At 36.0% G+C, this 19,655-nt stretch carries 18 protein-coding genes and 1 tRNA gene (1 of these 19 cut by a window edge); 10 read left to right on the top strand and 9 right to left on the bottom strand.

What is annotated here, in order from left to right; all coding sequences use genetic code 11:
- A tRNA-Phe gene (locus RTX21_RS01860) sits at positions 1-19 on the top strand (it extends 154 nt beyond the left edge of the window).
- A gap of 161 nt (positions 20-180) precedes the next feature.
- On the opposite strand, the gene RTX21_RS01855 is transcribed toward RTX21_RS01860, so the two are convergent.
- The 3 genes from RTX21_RS01855 to RTX21_RS01845 form a co-directional block, all read right to left on the bottom strand.
- A complete protein-coding gene (locus tag RTX21_RS01855; RefSeq protein ID WP_312765020.1) occupies positions 181-780 on the bottom strand; it encodes a helix-turn-helix domain-containing protein in 600 nt (199 codons plus the stop codon).
- Complete coding sequence (locus RTX21_RS01850) at positions 777-1,001, bottom strand: hypothetical protein (protein ID WP_312765019.1); 225 nt, start codon at positions 999-1,001, stop codon at positions 777-779. Before RTX21_RS01850 ends, RTX21_RS01855 begins: the two co-directional genes overlap by 4 nt.
- 214 nt (positions 1,002-1,215) lie before the next feature.
- Entirely contained in the window at positions 1,216-1,818 is a 603-nt protein-coding gene (locus tag RTX21_RS01845) for a hypothetical protein (RefSeq protein WP_312765018.1), read from the bottom strand.
- Positions 1,819-1,988: 170 nt separating this feature from the next.
- On the opposite strand from RTX21_RS01845, the gene RTX21_RS01840 reads away from it, so the two are divergent.
- The 5 genes from RTX21_RS01840 to RTX21_RS01820 all read left to right on the top strand — a co-directional run bounded on the left by RTX21_RS01840 (position 1,989) and on the right by RTX21_RS01820 (position 6,717).
- Entirely contained in the window at positions 1,989-3,596 is a 1,608-nt protein-coding gene (locus tag RTX21_RS01840) for a CTP synthase (protein WP_312765017.1), read from the top strand.
- A gap of 244 nt (positions 3,597-3,840) precedes the next feature.
- Complete coding sequence (gene yidC / locus RTX21_RS01835) at positions 3,841-5,628, top strand: membrane protein insertase YidC (protein ID WP_312765016.1); 1,788 nt, start codon at positions 3,841-3,843, stop codon at positions 5,626-5,628.
- Between the two features lie 58 nt (positions 5,629-5,686).
- The gene (locus tag RTX21_RS01830) at positions 5,687-6,346 is read left to right on the top strand and encodes an RNA methyltransferase (RefSeq protein WP_312765015.1); all 660 of its coding nucleotides are present in this window, start codon (positions 5,687-5,689) and stop codon (positions 6,344-6,346) included.
- A 31-nt stretch (positions 6,347-6,377) separates the two neighbouring features.
- Positions 6,378-6,593 carry a hypothetical protein gene (locus RTX21_RS01825; RefSeq protein ID WP_312765014.1) on the top strand — a complete coding sequence of 72 codons (216 nt, stop codon included), beginning with the start codon at positions 6,378-6,380 and terminating at the stop codon, positions 6,591-6,593.
- The gene (locus RTX21_RS01820) at positions 6,583-6,717 is read left to right on the top strand and encodes a hypothetical protein (protein ID WP_312765013.1); all 135 of its coding nucleotides are present in this window, start codon (positions 6,583-6,585) and stop codon (positions 6,715-6,717) included. Before RTX21_RS01825 ends, RTX21_RS01820 begins: the two co-directional genes overlap by 11 nt.
- A gap of 157 nt (positions 6,718-6,874) precedes the next feature.
- On the opposite strand, the gene RTX21_RS01815 is transcribed toward RTX21_RS01820, so the two are convergent.
- The 5 genes from RTX21_RS01815 to tsaD form a co-directional block, all read right to left on the bottom strand.
- On the bottom strand, positions 6,875-7,996 hold the full coding sequence (locus RTX21_RS01815; RefSeq protein WP_312765012.1) for an FAD-dependent oxidoreductase: 1,122 nt from the start codon (positions 7,994-7,996) through the stop codon (positions 6,875-6,877).
- 19 nt (positions 7,997-8,015) lie between these two features.
- A complete protein-coding gene (locus RTX21_RS01810; RefSeq protein ID WP_312765011.1) occupies positions 8,016-8,726 on the bottom strand; it encodes an RsmE family RNA methyltransferase in 711 nt (236 codons plus the stop codon).
- An 84-nt stretch (positions 8,727-8,810) separates the two neighbouring features.
- Complete coding sequence (locus RTX21_RS01805; RefSeq protein WP_312765010.1) at positions 8,811-9,701, bottom strand: DUF808 family protein; 891 nt, start codon at positions 9,699-9,701, stop codon at positions 8,811-8,813.
- A gap of 74 nt (positions 9,702-9,775) precedes the next feature.
- A complete protein-coding gene (locus tag RTX21_RS01800) occupies positions 9,776-10,192 on the bottom strand; it encodes a hypothetical protein (protein ID WP_312765009.1) in 417 nt (138 codons plus the stop codon).
- Positions 10,193-10,724: 532 nt separating this feature from the next.
- On the bottom strand, positions 10,725-11,741 hold the full coding sequence (gene tsaD / locus RTX21_RS01795) for a tRNA (adenosine(37)-N6)-threonylcarbamoyltransferase complex transferase subunit TsaD (RefSeq protein ID WP_312765008.1): 1,017 nt from the start codon (positions 11,739-11,741) through the stop codon (positions 10,725-10,727).
- A 5-nt stretch (positions 11,742-11,746) separates the two neighbouring features.
- Here tsaD and RTX21_RS01790 point away from each other — a divergent pair, with 5 nt between their 5' ends.
- The 4 genes from RTX21_RS01790 to RTX21_RS01775 all read left to right on the top strand — a co-directional run bounded on the left by RTX21_RS01790 (position 11,747) and on the right by RTX21_RS01775 (position 17,915).
- The gene (locus tag RTX21_RS01790) at positions 11,747-16,396 is read left to right on the top strand and encodes a translocation/assembly module TamB (RefSeq protein WP_312765007.1); all 4,650 of its coding nucleotides are present in this window, start codon (positions 11,747-11,749) and stop codon (positions 16,394-16,396) included.
- A gap of 128 nt (positions 16,397-16,524) precedes the next feature.
- The gene (locus RTX21_RS01785; RefSeq protein WP_089871628.1) at positions 16,525-16,995 is read left to right on the top strand and encodes an Lrp/AsnC family transcriptional regulator; all 471 of its coding nucleotides are present in this window, start codon (positions 16,525-16,527) and stop codon (positions 16,993-16,995) included.
- A gap of 66 nt (positions 16,996-17,061) precedes the next feature.
- Positions 17,062-17,430 (top strand): hypothetical protein, encoded by a 369-nt coding sequence (locus RTX21_RS01780; RefSeq protein WP_312765006.1) that lies wholly within the window; start codon positions 17,062-17,064, stop codon positions 17,428-17,430.
- Positions 17,431-17,543: 113 nt separating this feature from the next.
- The gene (locus RTX21_RS01775) at positions 17,544-17,915 is read left to right on the top strand and encodes a VOC family protein (RefSeq protein ID WP_312765442.1); all 372 of its coding nucleotides are present in this window, start codon (positions 17,544-17,546) and stop codon (positions 17,913-17,915) included.
- Positions 17,916-18,261: 346 nt separating this feature from the next.
- On the opposite strand, the gene RTX21_RS01770 is transcribed toward RTX21_RS01775, so the two are convergent.
- On the bottom strand, positions 18,262-19,605 hold the full coding sequence (locus RTX21_RS01770; protein WP_312765005.1) for a tetratricopeptide repeat protein: 1,344 nt from the start codon (positions 19,603-19,605) through the stop codon (positions 18,262-18,264).
- Between the last annotated feature and the right edge of the window lie 50 nt (positions 19,606-19,655).

The following is a 19,655-nucleotide window of genomic DNA, read 5'->3' as shown; positions in this document are numbered from 1 at the left end:
TCGATCCCTGGAGAAACCACTAAGAAATAATATAATTTCTGATAAAACCCTTCAAATTCCGCAATTTGAAGGGTTTTTTGTTTTTAAAGCATATCAAAATAAACCATTTCTCTCAAATTGTCAAATAGTACATTTCATAATCTTATTATTTTCACTTTGAGTTATCAAGCAGCATTTCTTTTATCCGACCTCTCCGTTATTCAATTGTTGGATGAAATAGAAAGACGTGACACCATAAAGTTTTTTGAAGGCAATAATGAAAACCTGAGGAGAGTTAAATCCACATTCATCTGCGAGATAACCTACTTTATAGTCCCTATATTTTGGTTCATTGTATAACTTTTGGACGATGTGAGGAATTCTTAATTGATTGACATGGTTCGTGAAATTCGTGCCCTTGTTTCTCCTGATCACATCTGAGAGATATTTTGGGTTGGTATTCCACTGGTTGGATAGGTAGCTGATGGTAAGGTCCTTTTTGATAAAGCTGTCAGATGTTTCAAAGGCTTCCAGTTTTGATAATATTTTTTTCTCCGTATCACTGGAGATAGAGTTTTGGTTGATAGTTGGGGTTTTGGTTATGGGATTACTTTCATTTAGCGTTCCTTGCTTTAGCATCTCTATCATTTGGTCATGGTTTTTGCGAAGCAATTTGTTCTTTCTCCTGCAAAAGATGATAGTGGCTGCTGTCACAAGCAACACTAAGACTCCCATGATGATCCATTGCTTTTCATTGTTTTCTTTGTGGTCGTTATTCATTTCTGCAACTGTTTTTTTCATCGCAATATCAGTATTCTCTTTTTTCGCATAGCTAAGACTATCCTTAAGATTGGTATAATTTCGGAGATAGAATTTGATTTTTCCTTCTCTCCTAATTCTGTATAGCACGTAGCCAAAAACTCGTAGGATTCTACTCCGTTCGCCGGATTCTTATACTGCTTTTCTATTTCCAAGGCGCGTTTTGCATAATCGATCGGTTTTTGGTATTCCTTCTTTTCCATATATAACCAGCTTAATTGATTTAGAAGCGTATTAGTTGCGGTTGGTGGTAAACCTTCTTTATTCTTGTGAAGTTCTTCGGCTTTTAGAAGATTTTTTATGCAAGTTCCAGATTACCTTTTTCATCGGCATATTCCAGATAAAATATACCCAAACGAGTATATGCGTTAGCAATTGCAGCATATTTCACATCATTCTTCATTGTACTATTATCACTTATTTTTTTGCAGATTCCAAAGATCGGTTTATATAATATATGGTAGAGTCTCTGTATTTTTTATCACTTGACACATCGGTCTTATGATTATAATATGTGTGTAAAGCGATGTAATTCTGGCTCAGTCTAAAGTATTTTTTGTCAGGATTTTCAATGGTTTTCGCAAAAGTAATTGACATTTCAAGATCTTTTTTACCAGCGTCATCCAGACCAAGATACATCAGGGCTTGTGCTGTTTGTTGATAAATATCGGTTATTATTCCTTTAGGGTCCTCTTTTTTATTTTGAACTATTTTTATTAACTGGTTTCCTAGCTCAACTACTTCCTTGTCCTTGCCTTGTTTATCAAATACACTCATTAAAAAACGACCGCTTCCCAAAATTCCTTTTTCAGAGCCTATTTTTTCAGATTTTGCTTTTAAATTAAGTAACACGACTTCTAATTGTTTGGCGTCCATGCTATATTGTTTACCTACGAGGTCGTTGACCTGATTCACAATGACTTCCTCGGTTAAGGGTTGCGGGACAGATGATTTTTGTTCTTGTGCAAGAGTGGTGTTAAGGGAAAATAGGATAATAAAAATGAAGATAGATGGTCTCATATAGTTATGATTTAATATTGGTCGGATGTAGGAGATCGTGATAGCTTGATACTCTTTTATTGAAAGATTCTAACTTCATTTTAGTATTCTTAAAATATGATATCATGAATTATCTCCGGTAAAATTGTTTTTTAGGTCGAGATGCTTTAACTTTGCACAAACCTAATCTAATGAGTAAAAAAGAAACGAAATACATCTTTGTAACAGGAGGTGTAACATCGTCACTTGGTAAGGGTATTGTTTCCGCTTCTTTGGGACTTCTTCTTAAATCCCGCGGTTTCAAAGTTACCATACAAAAGCTTGACCCTTATATCAACATCGACCCCGGAACGCTTAATCCCTATGAGCACGGCGAATGTTATGTGACCGAAGACGGCGCAGAAACAGACCTTGATCTGGGACATTATGAGAGATTCCTGGATTCTCCAACTTCACAGAACAACAACGTTACAACTGGAAAGATCTACCAGACCGTTATTGAAAAGGAACGTAAAGGCGATTTTCTTGGTAAAACAGTTCAGGTGATCCCGCACATCACCAACGAGATCAAACGTAGAATAAAGATGCTTTCCAAAAAGGATTATGACATCATTATTACCGAGATTGGAGGAACTGTGGGCGATATCGAGTCGCTTCCTTACATAGAAAGTGTTCGCCAGTTGCAATGGGAACTGGGCAAAAACAATTCTATGGTCATTCATTTGACATTGTTGCCTTATTTATCATCAAGTGGAGAACTGAAAACGAAACCTTCCCAACATTCTGTTCGTCAATTGATGGAAAGTGGGATTCAGGCGGATGTTTTGGTGTGCAGAACGGAGCACACCATTCCGAAAGATTTGCGTTCCAAGCTGGCACAGTTCTGTAACGTCGGATTAGAAAACGTTATAGAATGTATCGATATGGACACAATTTACGAAGTTCCATTATATCTTCAGAAACAGAATTTTGACGAGGTGGTTCTAAAAGAACTGAATCTCCCTGTAGGAAAGGACGTTAATCTAAAAGACTGGAAAACATTCCTTAAAAAATATAAAAATCCGAAACGCAGTGTAGAAATAGCCTTGGTTGGGAAATACGTTTCGCTTCAGGATTCTTATAAATCCATTGCCGAAGCTTTTATCCACGCAGGTTCTGATATGGAAACCGAGGTGAAGGTAAGATGGGTCTACAGTGGCGATATCGAACAGGAAGGTGCCGAAAAACTATTGAATGGCGTTGATGGAATCCTGATTGCGCCAGGTTTCGGAGACAGAGGAATCGAAGGAAAAATTCAGGCTGCGAAATATGCGAGAGAAAATAAGGTTCCGTTATTGGGAATTTGTCTGGGAATGCAGATCATGACGATAGAATTCGCCAGAAATGTTTTAGGATTAGCAAAAGCCAACAGTATGGAGTTTGATACTTCTACGCCAGACCCTGTGATTTCTTTGATGGAGGAACAGAAAAATGTAGTAGACAAAGGAGGAACAATGCGTCTTGGTGCTTGGAAATGTGTTTTGAAACAAGGTTCAAAATTAGCTGAGGTCTACGGTGCAAAAACCATTTCGGAACGTCATCGTCACAGGTATGAGTTCAATAGTGATTATAAAAAAGACTTCGAAGATAAAGGCTTAACACCAAGCGGACTGAACCCGGAAACGGATCTGGTTGAAACCTTGGAACTGAAAGACCATCCGTTCTACATCGGTGTTCAATATCACCCAGAGTATAAAAGTACGGTTGCAACACCACATCCATTGTTCAAAGCTTTTATCAGCGCAACGGTTAAGAAGTAGAAAAAAAGTATTAAGTATAATGTACAAAGTATGATTCTGGATATGAAGAAATACACTGTACATTATACTTTTTACATTATACAGCAGAAAAAAAGTATTTCTCTGAGCCAACCGTCTTTATAACGGAATCTGAAAAATAAAACCTATTTTTGCAGACCAAAATGATGTAGGTTTCTGAAATGTCAGTCTGAGGTTCTCGAAGACATTCAAATCATTAATCTTAAACTTTAAACTTATTTCTATAATGCAACAAAACAACGGATTAGATAAAAAACAACTGATTAGCTTCGGTATTTTTTCTATGATTCTTATCGGTTTTATGTTTTATTTCCAAAACCGAAATGCGCAGGCCGAACAAGAAAAATTAGCTCTGGAAGCTAAGAAAACAGAGCAGACTACAAAATCTAAACCTGCTGCAACCAACTTAAATGCAGCAACTGTAACACCCAATTCTGTTCAAAAAGTTAACCTTCAAAACGACGAGCTTTCTTTGGAATTCTCTAGCGTTGGTGGGCAATTAAGCTCTGTTAAATTGAATAAATTCGAAGCGTTTGGCGGAAAACCATTGTACCTTTTCAGCAATAATAATGCGAGTTACGGATTCCAGTTTACGGATAAATCTGGGAAAGTTTTCAATACCAAAGATTTGGTTTTTACACCGCAAGTTGCAGGAAATGTAGTAACTCTTAATTCTAAAGTCGGAAACGCAGTTATCCAATTCATTTATACACTGAAAGCAAAATATACTGTTGATTTCCAGGTGAAAACACAAGGCCTGGCTAGTGTTGTGAACGATGGTAAAGCTAATTTCATTTGGAATTATAACGTAAGAAGCGCAGAAAAAGGACGTTCACAAGAAGAGACTCACACCGAGTTTTCTTATGCGTTCAACAATTATAAAGACTACGATTACGACGCTCGTTCTGATATGGATGAGCCGGACGAAACACTGAACTGGATTGGTGTAAAACAGCAGTTCTTCGCAGCAGTTATCGAAGCTAAAAATGGATTTACAAAATCAAAAGGAAATCAGGAAGCTATTCCGGAAGGCGAGTTCTTGAAGAAATTCAATTATGACGGTCAGGTTAATTTGGCAGGAAACGAATTGAATCAAGACTTCACTTGGTATTTTATGCCATTGGATATGGATTTGTTGAAATCTTTTGATAAGAACTTTGACGAGATTATTCCATTAGGTTGGTCATTCATTGGTTCATTGAACAGATATGTATTTATGCCTTTGTATGATTTACTTTCCAGTTGGGGAATCGCCGCAGGTTGGGCCATTTTCTGGATGACTATCATCGTGAAATTGATTTTGTCTCCGGTAATGTTCAAGCAGCACAAACTAAGTGCAATGATGAAGGTTATTCGTCCGGAGATTGATGAGGTGAATGCCAAATTCAAAGATGCGGACCCGATGAAAAAACAGCAGGAAACAATGGCGGTCTACCGAAAGGCCGGCGTGAATCAGATGGCGGGTTGTTTGCCGGCGCTGGTACAGATTCCATTGTTCTACGCACTATTCCGTTTCTTCCCGAATATGCTGGATCTGAGAGGAAAAAGCTTCTGGTTCGTTCCGGATTTGACAGCTTATGACGATATCATCAGTTGGGGAACCAACATTCCTTTGTTAGGAAATCATCTGAGTGTATTTGCTATTGCGTGTACGATTGTGATTTTGATTTACACGATTATGACTTCAGGTAACATTCAGCAGCCACAACAAGAAGGGATGCCGAATATGAAGGTGTTGATGTATATCTTCCCGATCACATTCCTGTTCTTCCTGAACAGTTCTGCATCTGGTCTTTCCTGGTATTATTTTGTATCGAATGCGATTAATATCGTGATTATCTTAGTGATTAAATATTTCATTTTGGATGAGAAAAAAATCCATGCTCAGATCCAGGAAAACAAAAAGAAAGAACCGAAGAAAGAAGGAACTTTCCAGAAAAGAATGCGAGAGATGATGGAGAAAGCGCAAGAGCAGCAGAAAGCTCAGGAGCAAGCCAGAAACAAAAAGAAATAACATTTAAAGCGGTAATTTTTACCGCTTTTTTTATTTTTGCCAAAAGAAATTGTCCTCAATGAATTTAGAATCCACCTACGAATACCTTCAGTCTTTTTTAACGCCGGAACGTCTGCAGAAAATCGAACATTATTCCAAAGAGAGCTCAGACTTTGTTTTGCCTGTGATGGAAGATATTTACCAGTTCAGAAATGCAGCTGCCATTGTTCGTTCCGTAGAAGCTTGTGGATTTCATAAGGTGGTGGCGATGGAAAAGGAGAATTACTTTGAACCGAATCTAAAGGTAACAAAAGGCGCAGATACTTGGGTCGAGGTGGAGAAAATGCCGAGAACGATAGAATCTCTCCAAAACATCAAAAATCGAGGCTACAAAATCGTTGCAGTTTCGGCAGAAAACAATGCGAAAATGTTACCAGACTACAAAATCGAAGAACCTTTGGCTTTGGTTTTTGGAACAGAGTGGGAAGGAACAACAGATGAATTGCTCGACTTTGCCGATGAAACTTTAGCTATTCCAATGTACGGTTTTACAAAAAGTTTCAATGTTTCTGTTGCTGCAGCAATCTGTATGTATGAACTCAAACAAAAACTGCTGAAATCTGATATTGATTATAAACTGTCCGAGGAAAAATTACTCCGAATGAAAATCCGCTGGGCGAAGAATTCTATCCCAAGTGGTGATATGATTTTGGAAAAGTATTTGAGAGAGAATCAATAATCTTAGTATATTTGATTATAAAATATTAATTATGACCACTTACAATGTTTCTATACCGGATAATAAAGATTCTTTTTTTCGAGAATTCTTGGAGCTTATTGGAGCAAAGTACGAGAAAAAACAAGATGCTTTTGAGCTGTCTGATGAGCAAAAGAGGATATTGGATAGTCAAGATGATTTTTCGCTGTCGGATTATGAAGATAATGACAGTTTTGTAGCGGAGCTGAAGAAAGAATATGGCGTTTAAAGTCATTGTTTCTACTGCTGCAAAATCAAATGTAAGAGAAGCTGCGTCTTATTACAAAAAAGAAGTATCTGACAAAGTAGCTCGAAAATTCATTGAAGATTACGAGCAAACTATCGAAGAATAAAGCAAAGTCCATATTTTCAAATCTACTATAAAGATTTCAGAGGATTGACGATGCGTAAATTCCCGTATATCATTTTCTATCGAGTTTCTGGAGATACAATCTTGGTAAAAGCGGTTTTTAATGCGCTTCAGGATACGAAGAAAAGGCCAAAATAATTTTAAGAAACCAACTCACAAACCATCTCTCCAATCTTCGGAGCCAGCGCAACGCCCATTCCGGAAAGTCGCACAGCACAAAATTGTCTTTTAGAGATTCGTTTCACAATCGGAGTTTTTTCCGTTCCCATTGCCATGATTCCTGACCAACGCATTGCGATTTTAAAGTCTTGGTTAGGTAGAATAACTTCTTTTAAAAATTGTTCCAAATGATTTTGCAGAAAATCTGTTGTGTCAAAATCTGTTGTTTTTTCCGTTTCAAAATCCTGATTTCTTGCACCGCCTAAAAGAATTCTGTTCCCTAAATTTCTGAAATAATAGAAACCTTCCTCGCAGTGAAAAGTTCCTTTTAGTTTAAGGTTTTCAATCGGTTCTGTAAGTATAATTTGTCCTCTTGCAGGAATGATTTCTTCGGATTCCAGAAATTTTGAACTGAAAGCATTCGTACAATAGATGACTTTTTCAGATTTCAGAATAAGATTGTTATCGATTTTAATTTCGATTTCATAATTGTTTTCTGAAACTGATTCTATTTCGGTTCCAATTAAGAACTCAACTTTCAGTTCATGGCATTTCTCTAAAAGTTGGTTCAATAATTTTCCCGAATGTAAACTTCCTTCACAGAGATTCTCAACCAAAAAATCGGATTTTCCTAAACCAAATTCTGCAATCTTTTCATTCGCAATTCTGTAAGTATTTTCTGTTTTTGTAATGGGAGCAAGTTTTTCATTGACTTCATTCAATTTTTCCAAAGCTGATTCGTCATTTAAAATTTCATATCCGCCACACAATTCAAAATCAATATCATCATTAGTAAAATAATTCTGGATTTTCTCCAAACCTTCGAATCTCATTTTGACCAAATCCAAAGTTTTATCCCAACCCATTTTTTCAGAATCAGAAATAATCTCGGTCAAACTTCCAAAGCAAGCAAAACCTGCGTTCCGAGTTGAGGCGCCAGTCGGAACAGAAGTTCGTTCGATAATCAAAACTGATTTTTCAGGATGTTTTTCCTTGATAGAAATAGCAGTCCAAAGTCCTGTAAATCCCGAACCGATGATTGCAATATCTCGTTTTCTATAAAAAGTTTCGGTTTCCCAAATGCTCGGCAAAATGTTTTTCATTCGGGAAATTTAAGAAAAATCAAAACATCTTATCGTAATTCCAAGCGGCTACAAAAATTCCGGCAGTTTCCGTTCTCAATCTTTGATTACCGAGTGAAACAGCTTTGATTCCTTTATCTGCTAATAATTGAATTTCTTTATCAGAAAAGTCGCCTTCGGGACCAATGAGGAAAGTAATTTGGTTGATGGCATTGTCACGCTGAGGCTCTCGAAGCGCATTCAAATTAATCCTTTCCAAATTTTCATTACAATGGGCAACAAAAGTATTTTCTGAATCTAAGTTTTTCATAAAATCAGAAAATTTGGTCAAATCATTAACTTTCGGAAAATGAAATCTGTGACTTTGCTTTGAAGCTGAAATAGCTTGTTTTCTCAATTTATCAATGCTGATATTTTTGCGTTCTGTTTTTTCTGTTAATATAAAACTGATTTCAGAAATTCCCATTTCAACAGCTTTTTCAACAAAAAATTCGATTCGGTCAATGTTTTTTGTTGGCGCAATCGCAATGTGAAGCTTCGGAGAAAAATTAGGAAGATTTTCTTTGATTTCAGTAACGTCCAATGAAACTTTTTTACCTTCGAAAACAAGATTTCCTTTAGTCAGATTTCCATTGCCATCGGTTACGAAAATCTCTTCGCCTTCTCGCATTCTGAGAACTTTTGTGATGTGTTGTTGTTCATCAGAATCAATAATTAAATCAGGGAAAATCTGTCCAAAGAAAAGTTTCATTTTGTATCAAAAATTTTACAGATTATTGTCATTCCGTAGGAATTCAGGCTCTTAAGATTCCTACGGAATGACAAAAAGTGAATGTTATTTTTTAGCAGGTATTACAAATTTATAAATCTTCTTACCAATCGTCATCACCAAAACGGCCGCCAAACCAAAAACAATTCCCAACCCAAATTGTGGAATCTGCTCGGGAATATTCGTTGGAACAATATGATGGATGTATTCTATATGATGATGGAAAATGCCGCCAGAAACCAAGATCAAAGCAATAGTTCCTACAACGCCAAGAATTTTGATCACGATTGGTAAAGCTTTAACCAAAAATTGGCCAAGACCGGAAAAAAAGCCTTTGTTTCCAGATTTTTTCATTAAGAAAAAACCTGCGTCGTCCATTCTAACAATTAGAGCTACAATACCATAAACACCAACTGTTGCAATGAATGCAACTATACTAACGGCAATGATTTGCTCGATTAACGGATGCTGTTTTTCGATAACTGTTCCTAGAGCAATGATGACAATTTCCAAAGAAAGAATAAAATCTGTCTTGATAGCGGAACTGATTTTCGATTTTTCAGAATTTTCATCATCTTCTTGCAAAACGCTTTCCTGTACAACTTCGTGGCCTTTTTTACCTCTGTGGAAGATATATTCAATAATTTTCTCAACACCTTCATAGGCCAGATAGATCCCACCAAGAATCAAAATATAGTTGATGGCGGGTTCATATAACCACTTAAGTAAGAAAATGACGGGAAGAATAATCAACTTGTTGATAAAAGAACCTTTGGTGATTGCCCAAAGAACAGGAATCTCGCGAGACGATAAAAATCCGGTTGCTTTTTCTGCATTTACTGCAAGGTCATCACCTAGAATTCCGGCAGTTTTTTTCGTTGCTAATTTGCTGGTTACCGCAATGTCGTCCATCAATGCGCCAATATCATCTAAGATTGCAAAGAATCCTGAAGCCATAACTTTTTATTTTAATACAAAAATAAGTTTTAAACTTTAAAATTCAATGGTTAAAGTTAATGCCCGGATTATTTTTATTTGATTTTTTGAAACGCAATTTCATTCTCGCTGATGAAAGCAACACCAGTTTTAATCGTAGTGTAGATATCTGTGTCGCATTCCCGCAAAGAACACACGTAAATTTCTTCTACCCAAGTGTTATTGATGAAAATCAGATTGAGATATTCCTGTTTTCTCAGGTTATTTTTTATGGAAAGATAGTCTCCTTCTTTTGGTTCGTAAGCAAAGCTAAAAACATTTTCAGAATTGATTTTTTCAAGAATTTCCTCTTTGATATCCTGAAGATAACCTGTCTCGGAACTTATTAGGTCAAAATCTTCTGACTCTTCTGCCATTTCGGTTTTTCCCGTTATCGTTTCTAAAATCCAGTAAAATTTTGAACTTTTTTTAGATTGTTTTCCGAGTATTTTTTCTTCAAGTAGTATTTTCATTGGGTTTACTTTGAGTTGGGCTAGCTTACTAAAACGTCTAGTGGAAATATATTTACACGATATTAAAATTTCAATCAATCTTTTATGATTTTTCGGAAAATCATAATATCATTTACTTTAATGGTGTCGTTAATTATTGCATTTGATTTTCCTTTATTCATTTCTCTAACAACAATTTTTTCATTTCCACTTTTACCCAGAACTTTTTTATCAATAGGATATTTACTTGTATCTATGGGATTGAATTGAAAATTAAAAATGAAAAAAGAAATTATAATTGCGACTATTGAACAAAAAATTTTCGGTGTAATTTGTTTTAGGAAAATTAATAAAAAGCTGAAAAAGGATAATACAAATGATGAATAATGAATTGCCCAAAAGAGATTGTAACTCAATCTATCTGTAAAAGTCCAATCAGGAAAAAAGAAAGTCTTTATCGATGTTATAATTAGAATTCCAAAGAAAACGAAGAATATAATTTTGAATATTTTCATTGCAAAATATCATTTATGGTCTAATTAACTCTAACTTTCTACAAATCATACTTAGCAGTAGCCGTTGTCCTAATATCCGTAAACTCGCCGCGTTCGTATTTCAGTTTGGCAACCATTGCAATCATCGCAGCATTGTCAGTTGTGTATTCGAATTTTGGGATGAAGATGTTCCAACCGAGTTTCTCACGATTGTCTTCCATATATTGTCGTAAACCAGAATTGGCAGAAACACCGCCGGCAATCGCAATATCTTTGATGTTAAGTTCTTTCGCTGCTTTTTCAAGTTTGTCCATCAAAATTTCAATGATTGATTTTTGGACAGAAGCACAAAGGTCATTGATATTATCCTTAATGAAATCAGGATTCTTTCTCTCTTCTTTCTGAATAAAATACAAAACAGAGGTCTTAATCCCACTGAAAGAATAATCATAACCTTCCATTCTCGGTTTATTGAATTTGAAAGCGTCAGGATTTCCTTCTTTTGCCAATCTATCCACAATTGGTCCGGCAGGATAATCGAGGTCGAAAATTTTCCCGATTTTGTCAAACGCTTCGCCTGCCGCATCATCTATAGTTTTTCCTATGATTTCCATGTCGAAATAATCCTTAACGAAAACTATCATCGTATGACCACCAGAAACAGTCAGACATAAAAACGGAAAAGTGGGCGGCGTTGGATTGGCATCATCAATGAAATGCGCCAAAATGTGAGCCTGTAAATGATTGACTTCTATCAGTGGAACGTTCAAACTCATTGCCAGAGATTTGGCAAAAGAGGTTCCTACTAAGAGTGAGCCCAAAAGTCCCGGACCTCTCGTGAAACCAATCGCGCAAATCTCATTTTGTTGTATATTTGCTTTTGAGAATGCTTTTTCTACGACAGGGATGATGTTTTGCTGATGCGCTCTGGAAGCCAACTCGGGGACAACGCCACCATATTCGTTATGGATTTCCTGATTGGCAGCCACATTGGAAAGGATTTTGCTACCGCTGATAACGGCCGCAGAAGTGTCGTCACAAGAAGATTCTATACCTAAAATAATTGATGCACTCATAATAGATGGCAAAGTTAGAAAATAAAAATACAAATAACGAAGAACCACATATTGACAAACCTGTCAGCCAGAAAAAGCGACCTCTTTTTCTAAGAATTCTCAGCACTGTTTCTTACGGGATTATTGCTTTGGTGGCTTTGGTATTGGTTATCATCAACCTTCCTATTACCAAAAGATATATCGCTAATCAAGCTATTGATTTTCTGAACAAAGACCTGAAAATGGGAATGTCTATCAAGGATATTGATGTTAATTTTCTGGGCGATGTCACGATAAAAGGATTGACGCTGAAAGATTATAAAAATTATGAATTTGTAAAAGCAAAGGAGCTTAGAGTGAAGTCCGATTGGTTTGCTTTGGCTTTCAACACACGAGATATCAAATTCAACCAAGCGACAATCATTGAGCCAACCATCCGAGTGATTACTTATAAAGGTGACAGCATCAGTAATTTTATCCGATACGTGGATAATTTTGATGATGGAAAACCGCGTGACCCGAAAAGAAGACCCTTTAAAATGGGAATGAAATTCGATATCATCAATGGGATTGCAAGTATCGTCAATGAAAATAGTCCGGGCGAAGCAGGAAGATGGCTGGATGCAAGAAACGTCAACCTGAATGTCACTTCTCTAAAAGTGGAAGGCGCTGATGTTTTTGCGGATATCAGAAACTTTAATTTCATCACAAAACGTCACGGCAAAGAACATATCGTAGATACTTTTTCCACCAATTTTGAACTGACCAAAAAACATTTGAAGTTGGGGAATCTGACCTTCAATACCAATTATTCTCTTTTGCAGGGTGAAGCGATTCTGAATCTTGACCCAAAAACGAAATTTGCAGATTTTGGCAACAAAGTGAACTGGGATTTGAGAATGGTTCCGGGAAGTCAGATTAGTGGTTATGATTTGAGTTATTTTGTTCCGGATTGGGACAATTACACGCCAATCAACATCTCTGGAAGAATGACCGGACCGTTGAATAATTTTACTTTGAATAATTTCTTAATCCGTTCGCAGGAAATCAATCTGAATACCAAAAAGATGACCATTTCCAGTGTTTTGGACAAGAAGTTTTTCATTGAAAGTAAAGATGTTTCTGCTGATTTCACGTACAAAGGTCTGAAAGCCTCGCTTCCGAAATTTATCTCTTCGAAGTTGGGCAATATTGCGGATGATTTTGGAAGGTTAAAATATAATGGTTCTGTAAAAGTCAATCCAAAACAGATTTTCGCTACAGGAAATGTTATTACAGGAATTGGACAGGCGAAAATGAAAGACTTCAATCTTGTAGATTACAGCACCAAACGCCCAAAATATAGAGGTTACGTAGATGTCAAAGATTTGAATGTAACTGCTTTGACCAAGAACAAACAAGTTGGTTTGATTTCGGGTAAATTCAATGTTCAAGGCGAAGGTTTTGATGTAAATACGATGTATGTGAAAACCAATTCGGATGTCAATCATATTGATTTGATGGGCAAAAGCCTTAATAATATTGAGATCGATGGTGTTCTGAATAAAAGAAGATTCACAGGAAATGTTAAAGCCAACGATGCAAATGTAAAAGGAAATTTCAAAGGAATTGTGGACTTCAGCACCAAAAGATTGTTTGCGGATTTTGATGCTAATATCCAGTATGTGAATCTGAAATATTTTGGTATTTCGGCTGGTGATACCAATTCTGTAAGTGGACATTTGGTCGGGAAAGTTTCTATGACCAATCTGAATGACCTTAACCTCGATACCAATATCAAAGGATTGACTCTCAATTCAAGTTCACAAAAATTACATATTCCGGATTCCAAACTCAACGCATTTTTTGAAAATGGAAACAGAATTGTTTCTGTAGATGCGCCAGGAGCGGTTACAGGAAGAGTTTCCGGTAGATTTGATTTGGAAGACATCGGAAACATGGTGATGAATAGTATCAACAAAATTCTAGTGGGTAACCCTCCGAAAAAAACTTACAACGGACAGAATTTCGATTTCGATTTTGATGTGAAGCAAGGTTTGGTTTCTTTCTTTGTTCCCGATCTGGAATTGCCGGACGGTGCAAAAGTAGCCGGAAGTTATGTCGGAGCAACCAATGATTTGATTCTGAATGCCGATGCAGCTCAAATCAAATATGTGATGACCAGCAAAAAAGAACTGACCGAAGCCGAAAAATTCTTAGCTGAAACTGATGCGACATACCAGCCAGACCTAAACAAAGTCAAAGACAGTGCTATGGTTGATAGTTTGAGTTTGAGAGTGAATACGGCTAATCTCAGTCAACAATTATTGGCGACCATCAAAAGAGGACAATATGGCAATAATGTTCTTCAGGATGTGAAATTGACGGCTAATAATGAAAATTCGCAGGTTTTGCATATCGGAACGATTTTCAAATTAGGCAGTTTGGAAGACGAGACTGAGAAGCAGATGAAGGAATATATTGTCAACATTAATCAAACGACCAATACTGCTGGAGATTATGTTTTGAGATTTGAGCCTACTACGATCAAATTCAATGATGTGGCTTGGAGTGTAGATACAGGGCCAGAGTTAGATCACTCGATAACTTATAGAAAAAAAGAAAAAGATTTCTTGGTGAAAAATCTAAGAATTTACTCTGATGAAAGTGCACTATTGATAAAAAGTGCAGATTTCAAATCGGGGAAAGAGTTCACAGCCGATGCTGAGGTTAAAAATCTTGATATCTCGAAACTTTTGGCCTTTGGTAAGGATAAAAATGCCATGGACATCAAAGGAACAGCGAACGGAAGTATTCAACTGAAAAAATCGGGGAACAATCTGGAACCTCTGGTGGATCTGGATGTGAATGATATCTTCATGAATGGCAATGAGATGGGAGACGTTGAAACCAGAATCACTAAAAGTGAAAAGCCAAACGTATTTGATGTCAGTATCCAAGCTTTATCTTCCGGTCTTTTGGGTCAGAATACCCTCGATGTTACAGGTACGATTGATAATAATCATCCTTCTCCTGTTCTTGATCTGAATGCCAAAATGAATGAGTTCGATCTTGGTTTTGTCCAACAATTTGTGAAAGAGATCTTTGGGAATTTTAGAGGTAAGGCTTCTGGAGACCTTAGAGTATCTGGACCTACAAACGATATAGATTATAGTGGAGATGTCGCCTTGAAAGGTTTCGGACTAAAACTATTGTTCACAGGCGTAGATTACTCATTTGATGATACGGTGATAAGCCTTTCCAAAGGACAGGCATTGCTTTCTGGGATTGGTATAAAAGATGGTAGGGAAAATTCCAAAGGCAGAATATCGGGAGGTATTTATTTTGAAACCCTTTCCTCCATGTCTGTCGAATTGATCATGGAAGCCGATAATCTTCTGGTGCTCAATTCTACACAAGACGATAACGACCTTTTTTGGGGAAGGGTTACTGCTAAGGGAGATGTCTATGTAAGTGGACCGGTCTCCGGATTGTCCATTTCAACTCCTAATGACGGGCTTCGGGTTCTTAATAATAGTACATTTACCTTTAACAGTGCATCAACAGCAAACATTGAGGAATTCAAGATCCTAAGATTTTTGAAACGGGACGATGAAGGTAAGGTCTCTGTAGAAAAGAAGAAGCGCTCTGGTGCCAATATGCTTATTGATTTTGATGTAACAATTGATAAAGGATCATTGGTCAATGTTTTGGTTGGAGATGATGTTGGGAATATTTCTGTTAGGGGTGATGCCCGGAATTTGAAGTTCAAGATGGAAAGAAGCGGTAATATTTTCATGAATGGGAAATATACTGTGGATAATGGAACTTTTGTTTCCAAGGCAATTCTTAACAGAACTTTCCAAATAGCGAGGAACAGTAATATCCAATGGAGTGGTAATCCAATGACGCCAGATCTGGATATCACAGCAAATTATACAAGAACTGTTACCAATGCCGGAGAGTATCTCGGGATGTCACTTACTCAACCGATCAATGTAGTTTTGACAACCAAGATCACCGAAACTCTTACCAAACCGGATATTCAATTTGGGGTTTCGGCGCCTGATGTTTCTTCGCAGGTAAGAGAAACTTTGGCGACTAAACTAAGTAATGAGGATGAGAAAATTATTCAATTTGGATCGGTGTTGGTCCTTAACAATTTCAACGTTGTTAATTCGGGAGGTTTGAATATTAATGTATCCCAAGCTGCTGTAAGTACAGGATATAGTATGGCCTTCAAACAACTGGGGTCTGTTCTTAATACAATAAGTAGTGCTTTTCAGATCAATCTTGATTATATCAGCGGTGATCCGAATTCTAACACCTCTGACCGTGCCAATACAAATGTTAGTCTGGCATTATCTCCAAGAATCAAATTAAAGACAGGTTTGGGAGTTCCAATTACAAGAACAGAGAATACCAATGCAAACTATCTTTCCGCTGAAGGAACTATAGAGTATGACTGGAGTAGAAATAATAATGGAAGCAGGTTACTGAGGGCTTATTCCAAACCTTCTAATTTGGGATTGGGAACAGCGGGTGCTAATAATCAAAGCTATGGGGTTGGGGTTGTGTATAGTAAAAGTTTTGATTCTTTCAAATATATGTTCAAAAGACGTAAAAGGTTAAAAACAGACTCGGCGGCTATAGAGCAAAATAAAGTAGATTCTTTAAGAAACGAGTCGAATAAATGATAATTATCATGAAAAATGTTGATTTTGTTAAAAGCTGTTAATGTTTTAATATTTCTTTTTATTTAAAATATTTTTTTTAAATTTGCAAAAAAATTAGATATATTTTAAATAAATAATAAAATCATACAATGAACTATCAATTAGACGATATCGATAAAAAAATCCTTGATTTCCTAGTAGAGAATACAAGAATGCCTTTCACAGAAATTGCTAAGCAGATGGATGTTTCCGCAGGAACTATCCACGTAAGAGTGAAAAAAATGGAAGATGCGGGAATTATTCTAGGCTCATCCCTTAACATCGATTATGGCAAGTTAGATTATAACTTTACTGCTTTCATCGGTATTTTACTTACAAAATCAAACCATACTCAAGAGGTTTTGAAGCAGTTGGCTCTGATCCCAAATGTGGTAGAGGCAAGTGTAACATCTGGAAAATATAATATCTTTTGCAAAATGAAAGCAAAAAATACAGAGGATGCTAAGAAGATCATCTACCAGATAGATGATATCCAGGATGTCATGAGAACAGAAAGTATGATCTCTATGGAAGAGTACATCAGTGATAAGAACCGTCTTATAAATGCGGTTAGTATATAGTTAGTTAATAGAAATTTCTATAGTAAAGAGCTTATTTATTAAGCTCTTTTTTTGTACATTTATAACATGAAAGCTATAGACAAAAGTTTTAAAAATAATAAAGATCACTATATCATTTTCGGACTTATTATCTTAGTTTATATGCTGAGTATCAATACAGATTTGGCCGAGCTTTCTCAACATAGGGACATTAATATTCCTTCAGGTTTTTTCTATTATACTTTAAGCGTTGATGTTCTTGTAATTCTAAGTTTGATATTGATTTTATTTTATAGAAAATTAGGTGTTATCCTATTTCCTTTTTTCGTAATGATTCATTTTAGTTTACATAATTATTTTCTAAGTACCTATCTTTATTCAGACATCACAGTGCTTTTCCTTTACGTTGGTCTTGGGTTATTAGCAATCATTCCCAGGTGGAATAGTATGAAATAAACAAAGCTCAAATTCAATAAATAAATATGAAAAAAATCTTTATTTTGATGGCGTTGTTGCCAATTATGCTATTTTCCCAACAAACTAATTCAAAAGATATGGAGAAAGATAAATTGCCTCTCGGTGCTTTTTCGGTAAGTCTTAATGTAAAAGATTTAAGTAAATCAAAAGAGTTCTATGAAAAACTTGGGTTTTCTCAAATGGGAGGCGATATGAAACATCGGTATATTATAATGAAGAATGGAACAACAATTATTGGCCTTTTTCAAGGAATGTTTGAGGGGAATATTCTCACGTTCAACCCGGGTTGGGATGAGAATGCGAAAGAGACAAATCCTTTTACAGATGTTCGCGACATTCAGAAAAAATTAAAAAATGACCGAATAAAGCTTAGTAAAGAAGCTGACGAAAAATCAAAAGGCCCTGCTTATATAGAATTTGTTGATCCTGACGGAAATAAAATTCTGATAGATCAGCACAGATAGGTAGCACTTTAAAATGAAAAAAGCTCCAGATGTCTTTCCAGAGCAGTGTCGTTATTTTACCAGCGATTTGATATGAAACTAAATAGTAAAACAAACAACTGATAATAGTCTGAAAAATTGAAATAGCTACAGACCAGATTCGACTTTTTGTGCTTTTAGAATCTCGTGTTTACGAAAATGATATAGGACAATAAATTTTTTTCTTTTGTTTAATGAACCTTTCTTTTTTTCATGACAAAGATTGCACTTTGATATCATATTATGCAAGAAATCATCTACAACATATCTACGACAGATTTGTAGTGTTTTTATTTTCAGTATGTTAAAATTTTATTAGGTGGTCGTCTTAGAAATTCATCATCCAATTATTGAGGTCAACTTCAGAAGAAATGCCCAATTGCTTTCTTAATCTGTTCTTTTTCATCTCAACACTTCTGACGGAAATATGACTGAAAAGTGCAATTTCTTTGGTAGAAAAATTAAGTTTCAACAATGCACAGAATTTTAATTGTCCACTCGTCATGTCCGGATATTCTGCTGTGAATCTATTATAGAAACTCGGATAAACATCCATAAACCTGCTGAGAAAAGAAGAGTCATTACTTTTGGCAAGTTCCAATAATTCGGCAAAAGCATCGTTCATTTTAGATTCCAAGTGATTCAATTCTGTTTCCTTTTCTATCAGATCGATCTCTGTTTTCTCTTTCTGCTCTTTTTCGGTCTGATATCTTTTAAAATAATTCAGTGCAAGAAATATGAATAAAATGATCAGCGCAATAATAGTTCCTATAAGGATATAAAAATTTTTGTACCAGTTAAGCTTTTCCTGTTCCAGGATATTATTGGCGATTTTGTCTGTCTCGATTTTTTCTTTTTTTCTTGCAATATCAGATAGTTCCTTAGCTTTTTTGGAATAATAGCTATAAACTTTATCTTCACCCATCTTTTCATAGATAGTTGCAAGATCTTCGTAAATATATTGCATTCTGTAGATGTCCTGGGCTTTCTCAAAAATTGGAAGTGCTTTTTTGTAGTAATAGATAGAGCTGTCCGCAATATTCATTTCCAGATATGCATTTCCAAGACCATACAGTCCAAAAGCTTGATTGATGGAATCATTCTCGATTTTTGATAATTCATAAGCCTTTCTATTATAATAGATGGCTTGGTCATATTGGTCGAGGTCGATATAAGTATAACCAAGACTGGAATATTGGATTCCCAGCCAGCCATTCCTTTTTTTCGGATCCTTTATCTTTTTGTAATATTCTACACTTTTTAGGTCGTATTTTATTGTTTTTTCGGGAGGTTGGTATTCTAGATTCATGATCTCGGATTTACCAGAATAGACCTGTCCTAGAGAGATGTATCGCTCATCATGGTCGGATATCTTTTGGCTTTCTTTTTCAGCTTGATCACTTGTGCTGTATGCTTTTTCAAAAAACCCCAAATAGGCATATGCCAATGTTTTCGCAATAAGTGCTTGTGAAATGTGGAAATTATCATTCTCCTTTGTAGCGATATTCAAAAGTTTTTCTGCGGCTTCCAAAGCTTTTTCCTGCTCACCCAACCCAAGATAACAATTGATCTGCCCTTTTAAAGATTTGGCTTTCCCTTTGTAGTAACCTATTTCATCAGCAATATCATAGGTCTTGATATTTTGCTTTAAGGCTTTTTCGCGATCTGCCATTTGGAACGAGATCGCAATCAATCTGTCAATTTTTTCAGGAGTGTATTGCT

This window comes from Epilithonimonas sp. (genome assembly GCF_032054305.1).
GTDB lineage: Bacteria > Bacteroidota > Bacteroidia > Flavobacteriales > Weeksellaceae > Epilithonimonas.
Note: the sequence above shows the minus strand (reverse complement) of the source record. Positions and strands in the feature narration are given on the sequence as shown.